The organism is Loktanella sp. SALINAS62, from assembly GCF_018263905.1.
Taxonomy (GTDB): domain Bacteria; phylum Pseudomonadota; class Alphaproteobacteria; order Rhodobacterales; family Rhodobacteraceae; genus Loktanella.
The window spans coordinates 86,645-100,611 of record NZ_JAAFZU010000012.1; the positions used below are offsets into that span (position 1 = coordinate 86,645).

At 59.2% G+C, this 13,967-nt stretch carries 14 protein-coding genes; 5 read left to right on the forward strand and 9 right to left on the reverse strand.

The window, feature by feature from the left end; translation table 11 throughout:
* Positions 1–21: 21 nt before the first annotated feature.
* From gyrB to GZH79_RS05960, 3 genes are all read left to right on the forward strand, one after another.
* Positions 22–2,439 (forward strand): DNA topoisomerase (ATP-hydrolyzing) subunit B, encoded by a 2,418-nt coding sequence (gene gyrB, locus GZH79_RS05950; RefSeq protein ID WP_211642863.1) that lies wholly within the window; start codon positions 22–24, stop codon positions 2,437–2,439.
* A gap of 205 nt (positions 2,440–2,644) precedes the next feature.
* Positions 2,645–3,439, forward strand: a complete 795-nt coding sequence (locus tag GZH79_RS05955) for an inositol monophosphatase family protein (RefSeq protein WP_211642864.1) — start codon at positions 2,645–2,647, stop codon at positions 3,437–3,439.
* Positions 3,440–3,568: 129 nt separating this feature from the next.
* On the forward strand, positions 3,569–4,978 hold the full coding sequence (locus tag GZH79_RS05960; RefSeq protein WP_249219011.1) for a hypothetical protein: 1,410 nt from the start codon (positions 3,569–3,571) through the stop codon (positions 4,976–4,978).
* 39 nt (positions 4,979–5,017) lie between these two features.
* Here the strand turns inward: GZH79_RS05960 and GZH79_RS05965 are convergent, their stop codons facing one another.
* The 3 genes from GZH79_RS05965 to pnp all read right to left on the reverse strand — a co-directional run bounded on the left by GZH79_RS05965 (position 5,018) and on the right by pnp (position 7,577).
* Positions 5,018–5,149: a lipoprotein gene (locus GZH79_RS05965; protein WP_211642865.1), complete on the reverse strand. Its 132-nt coding sequence runs from the start codon at positions 5,147–5,149 to the stop codon at positions 5,018–5,020.
* Positions 5,150–5,178: 29 nt separating this feature from the next.
* Positions 5,179–5,322 (reverse strand): hypothetical protein, encoded by a 144-nt coding sequence (locus tag GZH79_RS05970; RefSeq protein WP_211642866.1) that lies wholly within the window; start codon positions 5,320–5,322, stop codon positions 5,179–5,181.
* Positions 5,323–5,441: 119 nt separating this feature from the next.
* Positions 5,442–7,577 (reverse strand): polyribonucleotide nucleotidyltransferase, encoded by a 2,136-nt coding sequence (gene pnp / locus GZH79_RS05975; RefSeq protein WP_211642867.1) that lies wholly within the window; start codon positions 7,575–7,577, stop codon positions 5,442–5,444.
* A gap of 258 nt (positions 7,578–7,835) precedes the next feature.
* On the opposite strand from pnp, the gene GZH79_RS05980 reads away from it, so the two are divergent.
* Positions 7,836–8,273, forward strand: coding sequence for a universal stress protein (locus tag GZH79_RS05980; RefSeq protein ID WP_211642868.1), 438 nt, complete (start codon positions 7,836–7,838; stop codon positions 8,271–8,273).
* A 43-nt stretch (positions 8,274–8,316) separates the two neighbouring features.
* Complete coding sequence (locus tag GZH79_RS05985) at positions 8,317–9,828, forward strand: alanine/glycine:cation symporter family protein (RefSeq protein WP_249219016.1); 1,512 nt, start codon at positions 8,317–8,319, stop codon at positions 9,826–9,828.
* A 63-nt stretch (positions 9,829–9,891) separates the two neighbouring features.
* Here the strand turns inward: GZH79_RS05985 and GZH79_RS05990 are convergent, their stop codons facing one another.
* The 6 genes from GZH79_RS05990 to truB form a co-directional block, all read right to left on the reverse strand.
* The gene (locus tag GZH79_RS05990; protein ID WP_211642870.1) at positions 9,892–10,074 is read right to left on the reverse strand and encodes a CsbD family protein; all 183 of its coding nucleotides are present in this window, start codon (positions 10,072–10,074) and stop codon (positions 9,892–9,894) included.
* Positions 10,075–10,265: 191 nt separating this feature from the next.
* A complete protein-coding gene (rpsO, locus tag GZH79_RS05995) occupies positions 10,266–10,535 on the reverse strand; it encodes a 30S ribosomal protein S15 (protein WP_211642871.1) in 270 nt (89 codons plus the stop codon).
* A 114-nt stretch (positions 10,536–10,649) separates the two neighbouring features.
* A complete protein-coding gene (locus tag GZH79_RS06000) occupies positions 10,650–11,501 on the reverse strand; it encodes a calcium-binding protein (protein WP_211642872.1) in 852 nt (283 codons plus the stop codon).
* 90 nt (positions 11,502–11,591) lie between these two features.
* Entirely contained in the window at positions 11,592–12,476 is an 885-nt protein-coding gene (locus GZH79_RS06005; protein WP_211642873.1) for an alpha/beta hydrolase, read from the reverse strand.
* Complete coding sequence (locus tag GZH79_RS06010; protein WP_211642874.1) at positions 12,473–12,997, reverse strand: DUF1643 domain-containing protein; 525 nt, start codon at positions 12,995–12,997, stop codon at positions 12,473–12,475. Before GZH79_RS06010 ends, GZH79_RS06005 begins: the two co-directional genes overlap by 4 nt.
* Positions 12,984–13,904: a tRNA pseudouridine(55) synthase TruB gene (gene truB / locus GZH79_RS06015; RefSeq protein ID WP_211642875.1), complete on the reverse strand. Its 921-nt coding sequence runs from the start codon at positions 13,902–13,904 to the stop codon at positions 12,984–12,986. Before truB ends, GZH79_RS06010 begins: the two co-directional genes overlap by 14 nt.
* Between the last annotated feature and the right edge of the window lie 63 nt (positions 13,905–13,967).

A 13,967-nucleotide genomic window follows, 5' to 3' on the forward strand; every position in this document is an offset into this window, starting at 1 on the left:
CAAGAATAAGGATAAAATCCCATGGTCGACGATACCGCTGAAAATGCTGCCTATGGCGCCGATTCCATTAAGGTTCTTAAGGGGTTGGAAGCCGTGCGCAAGCGCCCTGGCATGTATATCGGTGACACCGATGATGGGTCCGGCCTGCACCACATGGTCTATGAAGTCGTGGACAATGGCATTGACGAGGCGTTGGCCGGTCATGCCGACCATGTTTACGTGAAAATCCATGCAGATGGGTCGGTGTCTGTCGGTGATAACGGGCGTGGTATTCCTGTCGATATGCACAAGGAAGAGGGCGTCAGCGCGGCAGAGGTCATCATGACCCAATTGCACGCAGGCGGCAAATTTGACCAGAATTCCTATAAGGTGTCTGGCGGTCTGCATGGCGTCGGTGTGTCCGTCGTGAACGCGCTTTCCGACTATCTGGAACTGCGGATCTGGCGGAACGGCAAAGAACACTACGCCCGGTTCGAAGGTGGCTATACCACCGAAAGCCTGCGGGTCGTAGGGGATGCCAACGGCCGCAAGGGGACCGAAGTGCGGTTTCTGGCAAGCACCAATACCTTCAGCAACCGTGATTTCGATTTCCACACGCTGGAAAAACGCTTGCGCGAACTGGCGTTTCTGAATTCCGGCGTCCGGATCATCGTCGAAGACGAACGCCCCGCAGAACCGCTGCGGTCGGAATTGTATTATGACGGCGGTGTCCGGGAATTCGTCAAATATCTGGATCGGTCCAAAACGTCGATCCTGCCCGAACCGATCTATGTGCGCGGCGAACGCGACGACATCGGTGTCGAAGTCGCCATGTGGTGGAATGACAGTTACAATGAAATGGTCCTGCCGTTTACCAACAACATCCCGCAGCGCGACGGTGGCACCCATATGGCGGGTTTCCGCGCGGCCCTGACACGCACAATCAACAGCTATGCACAGACCAGCGGTATCGCAAAAAAAGAAAAGATCAGCTTTACCGGTGATGACGCCCGCGAAGGTCTGACCTGCGTGTTGTCCGTCAAGGTGCCCGACCCAAAGTTTTCCAGCCAGACCAAAGACAAGCTTGTCAGTTCCGAGGTGCGGCCAGCGGTTGAAAACCTAGTCGGTGAAAAGCTGGCGGAATGGTTCGAGGAAAATCCCCAGATCGCCAAGATCATTGTCGGCAAGATCGTAGAGGCCGCTTTGGCCCGCGAAGCCGCGCGCAAGGCGCGCGACCTGACCCGGCGCAAGAATCCGATGGATGTGAACTTTCTGGCTGGAAAGCTAAAGGATTGTTCAGAAAAAGACCCGACCAAGACCGAAGTGTTTCTGGTCGAGGGTGACAGCGCCGGTGGATCGGCGCAGACCGGACGCGACCGTGGCACGCAGGCGATCCTGCCGCTGAAAGGCAAGATCCTGAACGTGGAACGCGCGCGTTTCGACCGGATGCTGGGCAGTCAGGAAATCGGTAACCTTGTCATGGCGCTGGGCACCGGGATCGGGCGCGACGAATTCAACATCAGCAAGCTGCGCTATCACAAGGTCATCATCATGACCGACGCCGACGTGGACGGCGCGCATATCCGCACGTTGCTGCTGACTTTCTTCTTCCGCCAGATGCCGGAACTGATCGAAGGCGGTTATCTGTATATCGCGCAACCGCCATTGTACAAAGTGCAGCGCGGCAAGTCCGAGGTGTATCTGAAAGATCAGGCCGCCAAGGACGAATACCTGATCGAACAGGGCATCGAAGGCGCTATGCTGCGGCAGGGCAACGGTGAGGAAATCACCGGTCAGGATCTGCGCCGTGTCGTCGAAGACGCAAGGTCGTTGCGGCGCGTGCTGGATGCCTTTCCAACCCATTATCCGCGCCATATTCTGGAACAGGCCGCGATTGCAGGGGCTTTTGCCCCCGGTGCCGTGGCCGACGATTTGCAGGGTGTGGCCGACAAGGTCGCGCAACGTCTGGACCTGATCGCGCTGGAATGGGAACGAGGTTGGCAGGGCCGGATCACGCAGGATCACGGCATCCGTCTGGCCCGTATTCTGCGCGGCGTTGAAGAAGTCCGCACGCTGGATGGCCCGATGCTGCGATCCGGAGAGGCGCGCAAGACCGGCACGTTTACGCAAGCGCTGCGTGACGTCTATGAACTGCCCGCCGCACTGCACCGCAAGGAACGCAATCAGGTCATCACCGGTCCGCTGGACCTGCTGGACGCCATTCTGGAAGAAGGTGAACGTGGTCTGACCTTGCAACGCTACAAGGGTTTGGGCGAGATGAACCCGGATCAGTTGTGGGAAACCACGCTGGACCCCGACGCCCGCACCCTGTTGCAGGTCAAGGTCGAAGACCTTGCCGAAGCTGACGATCTGTTCACCAAGTTGATGGGTGATGTCGTCGAACCGCGTCGGGAATTCATTCAGGACAACGCGCTGAACGTCGAGCACCTTGATTTCTAGGCGTAAATCGGTGACGCCAATCTGATCGCGGGTCGGGTGCAGTATGGCCACTTCGCGGGCGCGGGTCTGGATTTGCCGGTCTTTGGCAATGACGGGCCTATGACGCGTTCGACCCGCCCCGCGCGGATCGCGCCGGTGACGGGCGGGGCTGTGCAACCTCGTATCGATGCCACTGGCGTCACCCGCCTTAACTGACGGAGCTTTCATGACCGACGCGATCATCGACCGCCATGCCCATGCCTGCGAACTGGCGCGCCACGCTGGCGCGGCAGCGCTTGCATTCTTCAACCAACGCGACACGCTGGCGGTCGAAGCCAAGGCTTCGCCGCAGGATGTCGTCAGTCGCGCCGACCGCGAGGTCGAGGTGTTGATCCGCAACGCGATCTCGAAATCTTATCCAAAGGATGCGATCATCGGCGAGGAAGACGCCCCCAAGCCCGGCACAAGCGGTTTCACATGGGTGATCGACCCCATCGACGGCACGATGCCGTTTCTGTCGGGCCTGCCGCATTGGTGCGTTGCGATTGCGGTGGTGGAAAATGACCGCGCCGTCGCCGCTGCAACTTTCGCGCCTGTCCACGACCTGCTTTACGATGCGCGCCTTGGCGGTGGCTTCCGCTGCGGTGGCGTGCTTCAGCAGATATCGTCCGACCTTGCCATCACGGACGCGATGACCGCTATCGGTGCAAGCCACCGGACCCCGGCCACCGACGCCGCAGGTGTGATCGAAAAGCTTTTGCGGGCGGGCGGTGCGTATTATCGCAACGGGTCAGGTGCGATGATGCTTGCCGATGTCGCCGCAGGACGGCTTGCCGGGTATTTTGAACCGCACATGAATGCCTGGGATTGTCTGGGTGGCCTATTGATGATCGAAGAGGCTGGCGGACGCAGCCAAGGCTTTGCCATGGGCGATATGTTGACACGGGGTGGCCGCGTTCTTGCTGCTGCGCCCCGGGTTTTTGACGCGCTGGCAGATATTGGTGCTGACGTATCGGCATAAGCTGGCACCTGTCGCTTGCTGACAGCGGCACAACACTGGCAACTATCGCAACAGTCTGACCTTTTTCATGCAGGGTTCAGGTCCCCCAGCTTCCGCGCTATGCAGGGCTGATTTTCAAGGCGCTGTCCCATGTCAAAGCCATCCCTGACTGACGCCCTTGGCGGCGTCCTGTTGATCGCAACAATGATTGCGCGCGGCACCTATGAATGGGGCGGGCCTGCGGTATTCCTGCAGATTTCAATGGTCACAAGTGCTGCGGCACTGGTGGTGTTTGCGTTCCACATCCGCTGGTCGCGCCGGATCTTTGTGCTGATCGGTCTGTTGCTGGTCGTGGCGGCCTTTGTGGTTCTTCCCGATCCGCGAGGTGCAATCGCGGCGGCGCTGACCTCTGCCAGTTTCATCACGGCATTTTTTGCCGCCCTGACGTCGTTGCGCAGTGCTGCGCTGACGTCGGCGCCCATCGTGGCGACCGGGCGGTTTCTGGCGTCGCAGCCGCCGGGGCGTCGGTATCTGGCGCTGACGACAGGTGGCGGGTTGTTCGGGTTGCTGCTGATGTATGGGTCAATCCAGCTGTTGGGCGGGCTTGCCACGGAAAGCGCCAGACATGAACCGCATCCCGAACGGCGCATGCACCGCATCCGTCGCATGCTGGTTGCGATCCAGCGGGGATTCATCGCAACGCTGCCGTGGTCGCCACTGGCCTTTGCGACCGCCGTGACAACCCAACTGATCCCCGGTGCAACATGGGGCGGGGCCGTGCTGCCCTGTCTTGTATCGGGTGCTGTCCTGGTCATCACGGGCTGGGCATTGGACACCATATACAAGCCCAAGATTGCCGGGCCAGCCGCCCCGATCGTCCCGCCCGAAGGCACATGGCTGCGCAAGCTGTTTCCATTGCTGACCCTGTTGATCGTGATCGCCACGGTGACACTGGGTTTGCATCTGTGGTCGGGGGTGCGGGTTGTCGGGGTGGTGATGATCGTTGTCCCCGTGATTGCCCTGCTGTGGATGGGCGAACAGGATGTGCTGAACCATCACAAGCACCCGATCCTGCATGTGGCCAGCCGGGCCCGCGATTATGCCATCACGGAATTGCCCGGCAACCGGGCAGAGATCGTCTTGCTTGCGATGGCGGGGTTCATCGGATCGCTTGGTGCAGCCCTGCTGGCACCGGTCATCGCGCAGTCCGGCATCGATTTGTCGTCGGTGCCGCCTTTTGTTCTGCTGCTGGCATTATTCTGGATCGTGCCGATTACCGGGCAGTTCGGCATGAATCCGATCCTGTCCGTTTCGCTGCTGGCACCGCTGCTGCCAGCCCCTGTCGATATCGGGATATCGCCGGCGGCCTTTGTCGTGGCAATCACGGGCGGTTGGGCGTTAAGCGGGGCGACATCGCCCTACACCGCGTCGACGTTGCTGATCGCGCAATACGGCGGCGTGTCGGCAAGCCATGTGGGTTTGCGGTGGAATGGCCGCTACGCGTTGATCTGCGGTGTCATTCTGTCGGGCTGGGTGCTGGTGGCGATGCACCTGCTATAGATGTCAGCGGGCACCATAAAGGCGCCCGCTGGCAACGATTTACAGTTTGTTCATCGTGGGCTCTGCGATGACCATGGGCTGCGTCGCCATCGGTTCCATCGCCATGGTGTCATGTTGGGCGCAAGCGGCCAGTGTGGCCAATGCGATGGCGGTCAATGTAATCTTTTTCATGCTCGTTCCTCTGGGTGATTGGGGCCGCGTCAGTTGATGACGGTATTGCCCATTGTTGCCGTTTCAGCGGTTGCGCCGCTTGGTGTTTGCATATTGGCGGGCATGTTCATGCCAGCAGTTGTATCACAAGCCACAAGTGTAAGCGTGGCAAGCATGCAAAATGCGAACTTCATCATAATCCTCCGGTTGTGTGTCCCGAAAGCTAAGGCACATCGCGCCGTCGTCATGGTCAGAACGCAAAAAGGCCCCGACGTTTTTGTCGGGGCCTGATGTCGTTTAAGAAGAAAGCCGCTTATTCGGCGGTTTCGTCTTCTTTTTTCAGCTCTTCGCCGGTGCCTTGGTCGACCATCTTCATGGCCAGACGCACCTTGCCGCGATCGTCAAAGCCCAGCAGCTTGACCCAGACGTCCTGACCTTCTTTCAGAACGTCCGACGGATGGTTCAGGCGGCGGTTTTCGATCTGGGATACGTGGACCAGACCGTCACGCTTGCCAAAGAAGTTCACAAAGGCACCGAAATCGACCAGTTTGACGACCGTACCCTTGTAAACCTTACCTTCTTCCGGCTCTGCCACGATCGAATAGATCATGTCATAAGCTTTCTTGATTGCGTCGGCATTGTTGGATGCCAGTTTGATCACACCGTCGTCGTTGATGTCGACCTTGGCACCCGACACTTCGACGATTTCACGGATGACCTTGCCACCGGACCCGATAACTTCACGGATCTTGTCGACGGGGATCTGCATCGTTTCGATTTTCGGCGCGTGAACGCTGAATTCGGACGCGCCGGTCAGGGCTTTGCTCATCTCGTTCAGGATGTGCAGACGGCCGGCCTTGGCCTGAGCCAGTGCCTTGCTCATGATCTCTGGCGTGATGCCTGCGATCTTGATGTCCATCTGCAACGACGTGATGCCGTTTTCAGTCCCGGCAACCTTGAAATCCATGTCGCCCAGGTGGTCTTCGTCACCCAGAATGTCGGACAGGATGGCATAATCGCCGTCGTCTTCCATCACCAGACCCATGGCCACACCGGCAACAGCGGATTTCAACGGAACGCCTGCGTCCATCATCGACAGCGATCCACCACAGACCGACGCCATGGACGACGAGCCGTTGGATTCAGTGATCTCTGACACGATGCGGATCGTATATGGGAAGTCGGTGGCAGCAGGCAGAACCGCCTGCAACGCGCGCCATGCCAGTTTGCCGTGACCGATTTCACGACGGCCCGGGCCGGACACACGACCGACTTCACCGACCGAATACGGCGGAAAGTTGTAGTGCAGCATGAAGTTGGATTTATACATGCCGGTCAGCGCGTCGATCATCTGTTCGTCGTCGCCGGTGCCCAGCGTGGTGACGACCAGACCCTGCGTTTCACCACGGGTGAACAGGGCCGAACCGTGGGTCCGGGGCAGAATGCCGGTTTCCGACACGATATCGCGGATTTCATCCAGACGACGACCATCGATGCGGCGACCGTTCTTGACGACATCTCCGCGCAGCACGGCAGATTCCAGCTTTTTGAGGGCGGCGCCAAGGTTGGCGTCTTCCTGCTGTTCTTCGCTCAGGCTGTCGATGATATCCTGCTTTGCAGCGGACACAGCGGTGGTGCGGTCCTGCTTGTCCGTGATCGCATAGGCGTCGCGCATCTTTTGCTCGCCTGCCGATTTGATCGCGGCATACAGGTCGTCATAGTTTGGCGGCTGGAAATCAAACGGCTCTTTCGCACAGTCTTCGGCCAGATCGATGATCAGGTCGATGACTGGCTGGATCTGCTCGTGTGCAAACGTCACGGCACCCAGCATTTCCTCTTCCGTCAGCTCGTAGGCTTCGGATTCGACCATCATCACGGCGTCTTTTGTGCCGGCGACGACAAGGTCCAGACGCTGTTCGGGGTTCATGCGCAGGTTGTGCATGTCGTCGATTTCAGGGTTCAGGACGTATTCGCCATCGGTGAAACCAACGCGGCAGGCAGCGATCGGACCCATGAACGGTGCGCCGGAAATCGTCAGTGCAGCGGATGCAGCGATCATGGCGACCATGTCGGGATCGTTGACCAGATCGTGGCTCAGCACTGTGCACATCACCAGCACTTCATGCTTGAAGCCGGGAACGAACAGTGGGCGGATCGGACGGTCGATCAGACGCGAGGTCAGCGTTTCCTTTTCGGTTGGCCGCGCTTCGCGCTTGAAAAAGCCACCGGGAACCTTGCCTGCGGCATAGTATTTTTCTTGGTAATGAACCGTCAGCGGGAAAAAGTCCTGACCCGGCTTCGGCTTCTTTGCAAACGTCACGTTGGCCATTACAGAGGTTTCGCCCAGCGTGGCGATCACAGAACCGTCGGCCTGACGGGCAACTTTGCCCGTTTCCAGTGTCAGCGTCTCTTCGCCCCACTGCATCGATTTCTTGAATTCCTTGAACATCAGTTCTTCCTTATCGGGCGCTTCGCCCTGTTACGTAGGGGGCGTATTCCCCCTGACCCCGGTATCTTGTTCGGCGCTGGGGTCCGGGCGCCTGTCTTCAGCAAGATGGACTGCCCTTATCCGAAATGTGGTGGTTTGGAAAGGGTCTGGCGCGGTGGCCCAATTGTAACAAAAACGGCGTTTTTATAACATTTTTCCTGTAAAAACAGATTAACATCGTCAAGCATTCGTACAGTGTCATTCCAATGGGAGAGTCATATGACCACGAAATTGCTTGTTGGGCTTGATGGCCGCGATAGCGGGGAACGGGCGTTGGCGTACGCGCAGACGCTAGCCGGGTTGATTGGCGATTGTGAATTAGTCCTGGCCTATGTCATCGAATGGTCCCCCTTTGCGTTCCAGACAGCCGAAGAAAACGCCCAGCGCCACAAGCGGCGCGAAGAAGAAATCGATTTGGCGCTGTCGCGCATTATCGATCCCGCCGTGGCCAAAGTGAAAGCCGACGGTCAGCAGGCCAGCGGCGTCGTCCAGCATGGCCACGTGTCCGACACATTGGACAAACTGGCGCGCAAACATGGGGCCGAACAGATCATCATTGCACGCGTCGCCGAAAGCGGGCTGGGCGCGCGGATCTTTGGGTCTTCGACGGCCAATCTGGTGATGCAGGCCCGCGTGCCTGTGACCGTTGTGAATTGAAGGGGGCGACATGAAACATCTGTATACGCGTTTGATCATCGTAATGACGACAATCTGGGCCGCAGGGGCCGCGACAGCCCAAAGCATTGATCAGGCGGTCAATGATGCCTTTGCGAGTGCAACCGGACCTTATGTCAGCTTCATCTTCTCGAACCTGCCGGGCACGAATTTCCCGTGGATCGTGCTGTGGCTGGTGGTCGGTGCAACCGTCTTTACCATCTACTTTGGCTTCGTGCAGTTCCGGTATTTTGGCCATGCCATCGCACTTGTCAAAGGTGACTATTCCAACCCCAATGATGCGGGCGAGGTCAGCCATTTTCAGGCGCTTGCCACTGCACTGTCGGGCACCGTGGGTCTGGGAAACATCGCGGGCGTGGCCGTGGCCATCGGCATTGGCGGACCGGGGGCCACATTCTGGATGATCCTTGCGGGTCTGCTGGGCATGGCGTCAAAGTTCACGGAATGTACGCTGGGTGTGAAATACCGGAATGAATATCCCGACGGCACCGTATCCGGCGGCCCGATGTATTACATGAAAAAGGGTTTTGCCGAACTGGGTCTGCCGGGTGGCGGTATTCTGGCGGTGCTGTTTTCGGTTTTCTGTATCCTTGGGGCGCTGGGCGGTGGCAATATGTTCCAGGCCAACCAGGCACACGTTCAGATCACGCAGATCACCGGCGCGTATCCGGGCTGGATCACCGGCCTGATCTTTGCAGTGATCGTCTTTGTCGTGATCGTAGGCGGTGTCAAATCCATTGCCCGTGTGACTGAAAAAGTCGTGCCGCTGATGGGTGTCATCTATGTCGGTGCCGCGCTGATCATCCTGATCGTCAACTACGACATGATCGGGACGGCGTTCGGTCAGATCTTTGCAGGGGCCTTTACCGGGCTGGGGGTCGCTGGCGGACTTGTTGGCGCGCTGATCCAAGGCTTTCGCCGGGCAGCATTCTCGAACGAGGCGGGCGTTGGATCTGCCGCGATTGCACACTCTGCCGTCAAGACCAAAGAACCGATCACCGAAGGTTTCGTGTCTTTGCTGGAACCGCTGATCGATACGGTCGTGATCTGCACCATGACAGCATTGGTCATCACCATTTCCGGCCAGTTAATTACGGACCCTGCAACGGGGATGTTCGTTCTGGACGAAGCCGGGGTTGCGATCCAAACCGTGGGCGGTAATTCGGGCGTCGCGCTGACGTCGGCTGCATTTGGGGCGTCGATCAGCTGGTTTCCTTATGTGCTATCGATCGCCGTGGTCCTGTTCGCCTTTTCAACCATGATTTCATGGTCCTACTACGGGCTGAAGGCATGGACCTATCTGGTGGGCGAGGGGCAAACCAAGGAAATCGTGTTCAAGGTGATTTTCTGCGTGTTCATCGTGATTGGCGCGTCTGCGAACCTTGGCCCGGTGATCGATTTTTCGGACGCTGCGATTTTCTCGATGGCGGTTGTCAACATCTTTGCGTTGTACTTCCTGATGAAGATCGTCCGGCGCGAACTGGCCAGCTATGGCCAGCGACTGCATTCAGGTGAAATCCGTAAATTCGAAATTTAGAACCAGCCAACAAAAAGGCCCGCCGGTGTAATCCGGCGGGCCTTTCGTGTGTTGTGGGATCAACTAGATATCGTTGCCCAGCTTACCCTTGACGGTGCCGGACACGTCCTGCACGTGGCCCTTGGCTTTTTGTGCCTGACCTTCTGCTTGCAGATCCGCGTTGTCGGTTGCGTCGCCGATCACTTCTTTCGCGGTGCCGACGGCCTTGTTGGCTGCGGCTTTGGCTTTGTCTGTCAATTCACCCATGGTCTTCTCCAGTTCAGCGCAGTGGGTGGCGATCATCGCCATCTTAAACTGCTTGAACCTTAGACTCCTGTGCGCCGAAATTGTTCCCGGCTCGTTCGCGACCGCCAACACATCTGCGACAGATCACAAACGCGAAACGCCCGCCAAAGACATTGGCGGGCGCTCGTATCAAATGCAGCTAACCGTATGGTTTAGCGGCGCAGGCCCAGACGCTTGATCAGATCCTGATAGCGTGCTTCGTCCTTGGACCGGGTGTAGTCCAGCAGCTTGCGGCGCAGTGCGACCATTTTCAGCAGGCCACGGCGACCGTGGTTGTCTTTCTTATGGGTTTTGAAATGCTCTGTCAGGGTCGCAATGCGGCTGGACAGGATCGCAACCTGGACTTCGGGCGAACCGGTGTCGCCTTCTTTGGTTGCGAATTCTTTCATGATCCGTGTTTTTTCTTCGGGCGTAATCGACATCGGGGTCTCCTGTAACAAAGGGTGAATGGCGCAATCCGGGATGTCGTCCAGAAAGGTCCGTGGAGGGTGGATGTGTGTCCTTAGTCAGGACGTCCCCAAAAGAAAAGCCCTATTTCAGTTGCGTGTCAGCACGACACTGGACAGGTCCAGTTCCGAAATGCCCAGCAAACGCGCCGTCGGCACGCCGTCGGCCAGCAGCGTCAGCCCGTCGTCATCCGTTTCGGTGGACAGTTCTGGCGTATCGTCCCAATAGGTCAATTCAATCGTATCTTCGGACGCATCGAAATCGGCAATCGTTGATTCTGCATCGACGCGTGTGATGAACAGGTCGGCCCCGCCGCCACCGTACATCACGTCGCCATCGCCCCCGATCAATGTATCGTCGCCTTCACCGCCGTTCAGGATGTCGGCTGATTGGTCGGCATCGTCACCGTCAAGGATATCATCGTCCCAGCCGCCGAACATCACATCACGCCCGTCACCGCCGACCAGCACATCGTCACCGAACCCGCCCTGAAGAATATCGTCGCCGTCCCCACCCAACAGGACATCGTCGCCATCGCCCGAGATCAGGGTATCATTGCCGGCACCACCGGACAGTACATCGTCCCCATCCTTGCCGATCAGAACATCGTCGCCATCAAGACCATCCAGCAGGTCGTCCCCACTGGCCCCGGTCAGTGTATCGTCACCTGCCGTGCCGTCGATTTGATCATCCACGATGTACTTTGGGTCATTCTGTGTGCCGTCGGGGATCGGTTTATAGATGTCATCGACTGGGGCGTTGACGTCGGTTTCCACCATGGACAGCACGTCGCCGTCAGACGCATCCAGCAGCCTGTCCAGACCGCCCGTCTGGTCGCCGCCGCTGTCTTCTGCGCCGTCATCCGTGTCGTATTCGTCGTCGGTCCGCAGCACGACAAAGCCGCCCATGGCAAGGCCGAACAATCCCAAAAATCCAAGCATATCAGGCGCCTTTTGATTTGGATCGCCCCCGGTCCAGTCGTTCGCAAGACTTACCACCGAACATCGGATTTTGCAGCCGCAAACTGATTCTTAGGTTAACGCTTTGAAGTGCGGTAGAAACGCGTCCAGTACGGCCTGCGGGTTTTCTTCCATCGCGAAATGGCCGGACCGACAGGCATTTCCGCTGACATCATGCGCCCAGTTCCGCCACAGGCCCAGCGGGTCACCGGTCCGTGCTGGAAACCCCGCTTCTGCCCAGAGAAACCGCAAGGGTGCGGCGATCCTAGCACCCGCGGCCCGATCCGCATCATCCAACCGGCGGTCGAACGTCGCGCCCGCCCGGTAATCCGCACACATCGACATCGCCCGGTCAGCCATCTGCTGACGATAGGACGCCAGCGCATCTGGGGCGAAGACATTCAGCGACTTGTCCAGCGTCCACTGCGCCAGTGTCCAATCGGCGTAACCGGCAGGATCCGCTGCGATCATCCGTTCCGGCAGCGGTGCGGGCTGTGCCAAAAAGGTCCAATGATATGCCGCCATTGCCAGATCGGCGGTCCACGCGTTCCAGAAATCGCCCGTCGGCACGATTTCGATGATCCCCAGTCGATCCAGTCTGTCGGGGTGATCCAGCGCAAACCGGTAAGCGACCCGTGCGCCGCGGTCGTGGCCCAGCACATGCGCACGGTCCAATCCAAGCGCATCCAGCAAACCCACGATATCGCGCGCCATCGTCCGCTTTGAATAGATGGAATGTGCTGCATCGTCCGGTGGCGCGTCACTGTCGCCATAGCCGCGCAGGTCGGGCACGATGACGTCAAAATGTGTGGCAAGGTCGGGTGCTACCCGTGCCCAGCAGTGATGATTCTGCGGATAACCGTGCAACAGCACCAGCGGCATGCCCTGCCCGGCGCGGTGAACGGACAGGTGAACCTCGCCACAATCGACGCGGGTTTGTGTGAATCCTGCGATCATGGCCAAGGCTCCGGTTGGGTGGCGTAGGCGACGTATAGCGGATGGCGCGGGTGGCCGTGCTTTGTCAGGCCGAGTGTATGCAGACTGATCGCGCTGTCACGCAAAAGCGCACGCACCTGCGTTGCACGATCCTGATGCGCCCCGTGCACGCCCCAGCCTGCAACCACCCGCCCCGCCCCGGCGCAGGCGTTCAGCAATGCGCGGTCGTTGGTCGGGCCGATCGGGGCTGTGGCGCGTTTCAGTGCCCGCGGATCGGTGGCGCGAAACGCAAACAGGTTCACGATCCGCAGGCCGCCGAAACCAGCGGCGCGGGCGCGCGTTTCGCACCGGGCGATGGTGGGATCGTTGGCGCGTTCCGTCGCGGTCGACGGGTTCAGCATCACGAAACACAGCGTCGCTGCGTCGCCCCAGACCCTTGTCAGCCTGTAACGGTAGGATTCGCAGGGGGAATAGACTGCGGCGGACAAGGTGCCGTCCGCAGCCGTATGGTGCCGGTGGATCAGCCCATCAGTCGTTGTCATGCGCCACGAAAACCCGCGACGGATGCAGGTCTGACCCCATCAGGCGACCGACCGCCACAGCTTGTCCGTCGTGCGCGGCCCAGACCTCTGTCCCGTAGGCGATGCCACTGGCGGCGATGACGGTGGCGGCATTGCCGTTGCGCAACGGCCCCAGACTGGCGGTGGGGCAGGTGACTTGCGGCAGATCGCACAGCCCGACCTGGATAGGTTGCACAAAGCTATCCAGTTCTGGCGTGCGCGCCATCGCGTCGATCCGGTCCAGTGTCAGCCCATCCGTCGCCCGGAACGGCCCGGACCAGATGCGGCGCAATTCGCGCACGTGACCATAACATCCCAGCGCCTGCCCCAGATCGCGGGCGATGGACCTGACGTAGCCGCCCTTGCCGCACACCATTTCAAGCGTGACATGATCGGCATCGGGCCGGTCGTCCATCAACAGGCTTTCGACCCACAGCGGGCGTGCCGCAATTTCCATCGTTTCACCGTCGCGGGCGCGCTTGTACGCGCGTTCACCGTCGATCTTGACCGCTGAAAACTGGGGCGGCACCTGTTCGATATCCCCGACAAAAGCGTTCAGCGCATCCTTGATCTGATCGTCAGTCGGTCGGATGTCCGATGTGGCGATGACCTCTCCTTCGGCATCGTCGGTGTTGGTGGCCTGTCCCAAACGCATCGTGAAAACGTAAGCCTTCAGCGCGTCGGTGATATAGGGCACGGTCTTTGTCGCCTCGCCCAGTGCTACGGCCAGCACACCGGTTGCGTCGGGGTCCAGCGTTCCCGCGTGGCCTGCCTTGTTCGCATCCAGCGCCCAGCGCACCTTGTTCACGACAGAGGTCGAGGTCATTCCAGCGGGTTTGTCCACGACCAACCAGCCAGAGATATTACGCCCTTTTTTACGACGTGCCATGCGATGCTCCGCTTTGATGAAGCCGCGTGCTAGGCCTGTGGTGCCCGCAGGTCAAGCGTGGCG